We start from the raw sequence: 1,137 nt of genomic DNA, 5'->3' as shown, positions 1-1,137 counted from the left end.
CCGGAAGTAGTTGGGGGTTGCCCCCTGTGAGATAAGGAAGTCGCTTAGCTAAAGGGAGTTTAGCTCAGCTGGGAGAGCATCTGCCTTACAAGCAGAGGGTCAGCGGTTCGATCCCGTTAACTCCCATAGGTCCCGTAGTGTAGCGGTTATCACGTCGCCCTGTCACGGCGAAGATCGCGGGTTCGATTCCCGTCGGGACCGTTTAAGATAACGTAAGTTATTTTAGACTCGTTAGCTCAGTTGGTAGAGCAATTGACTTTTAATCAATGGGTCACTGGTTCGAGCCCAGTACGGGTCATCATTGCGGGTTTGGCGGAATTGGCAGACGCACCAGATTTAGGATCTGGCGCTTAACGGCGTGGGGGTTCAAGTCCCTTAACCCGCATAATAGAAATAAGCCGGCTTAGCTCAGTTGGTAGAGCATCTGATTTGTAATCAGAGGGTCGCGTGTTCAAGTCATGTAGCCGGCATTTTTTTAATATAACCAAGAGGTCGATGCGAACGTAGTTCAGTGGTAGAACACCACCTTGCCAAGGTGGGGGTCGCGGGTTCGAATCCCGTCGTTCGCTTAGAGAGGCCGGGGTGGCGGAACTGGCAGACGCACAGGACTTAAAATCCTGCGATTGGTAACGATCGTACCGGTTCGATCCCGGTCCTCGGCATATAAAGAGCACCCTTAGCTCAACTGGATAGAGTACCTGACTACGAATCAGGCGGTTAGAGGTTCGACTCCTCTAGGGTGCATTTTTTCTATTTAACTCGGGAAGTAGCTCAGCTTGGTAGAGTACTTGGTTTGGGACCAAGGTGTCGCAGGTTCGAATCCTGTCTTCCCGATTCATGGCGGTGTAGCTCAGCTGGCTAGAGCGTCCGGTTCATACCCGGGAGGTCGGGGGTTCGATCCCCTTCGCCGCTATAATGATCTTGTTGGACCTTTAGCTCAGCTGGTTAGAGCTCTCGGCTCATAACCGAGTGGTCGTAGGTTCAAGTCCTACAAGGTCCATTAAATACTATGGAGGATTACCCAAGTCCGGCTGAAGGGAACGGTCTTGAAAACCGTCAGGCGTGTAAAAGCGTGCGTGGGTTCGAATCCCACATCCTCCTTTATTATTAACGCGGGATGGAGCAGCTCGGTAGCTC

The 1,137-nt window shown here is 52.0% G+C and carries 12 tRNA genes; all 12 read left to right on the top strand.

What is annotated here, in order from left to right:
* Nucleotides 1–53 precede the first annotated feature (53 nt).
* The 12 genes from QM928_RS09920 to QM928_RS09865 all read left to right on the top strand — a co-directional run bounded on the left by QM928_RS09920 (nucleotide 54) and on the right by QM928_RS09865 (nucleotide 1,101).
* Nucleotides 54–126: transfer RNA gene (locus tag QM928_RS09920), tRNA-Val, on the top strand.
* Nucleotides 127–128: 2 nt separating this feature from the next.
* A tRNA-Asp gene (locus QM928_RS09915) sits at nucleotides 129–201 on the top strand.
* 24 nt (nucleotides 202–225) lie between these two features.
* Nucleotides 226–298: transfer RNA gene (locus QM928_RS09910), tRNA-Lys, on the top strand.
* 5 nt (nucleotides 299–303) lie between these two features.
* A tRNA-Leu gene (locus tag QM928_RS09905) sits at nucleotides 304–385 on the top strand.
* Between the two features lie 12 nt (nucleotides 386–397).
* Nucleotides 398–470 (top strand) — tRNA-Thr (locus tag QM928_RS09900).
* A gap of 27 nt (nucleotides 471–497) precedes the next feature.
* Nucleotides 498–569 (top strand) — tRNA-Gly (locus tag QM928_RS09895).
* A 7-nt stretch (nucleotides 570–576) separates the two neighbouring features.
* Nucleotides 577–662: transfer RNA gene (locus QM928_RS09890), tRNA-Leu, on the top strand.
* Nucleotides 663–670: 8 nt separating this feature from the next.
* Nucleotides 671–744, top strand: a tRNA-Arg gene (locus QM928_RS09885).
* Between the two features lie 16 nt (nucleotides 745–760).
* Nucleotides 761–834 (top strand) — tRNA-Pro (locus tag QM928_RS09880).
* A gap of 5 nt (nucleotides 835–839) precedes the next feature.
* Nucleotides 840–913, top strand: a tRNA-Met gene (locus QM928_RS09875).
* 13 nt (nucleotides 914–926) lie between these two features.
* Nucleotides 927–1,000, top strand: a tRNA-Ile gene (locus QM928_RS09870).
* An 11-nt stretch (nucleotides 1,001–1,011) separates the two neighbouring features.
* A tRNA-Ser gene (locus QM928_RS09865) sits at nucleotides 1,012–1,101 on the top strand.
* Nucleotides 1,102–1,137 lie beyond the last annotated feature (36 nt).

This window comes from Streptococcus infantis, assembly GCF_047460405.1.
In the GTDB taxonomy this organism is placed as follows: domain Bacteria; phylum Bacillota; class Bacilli; order Lactobacillales; family Streptococcaceae; genus Streptococcus; species Streptococcus infantis_Q.
The sequence above is the reverse complement of the archived record's forward strand: the minus strand, read 5'-3'. Positions and strand labels throughout refer to the sequence as shown.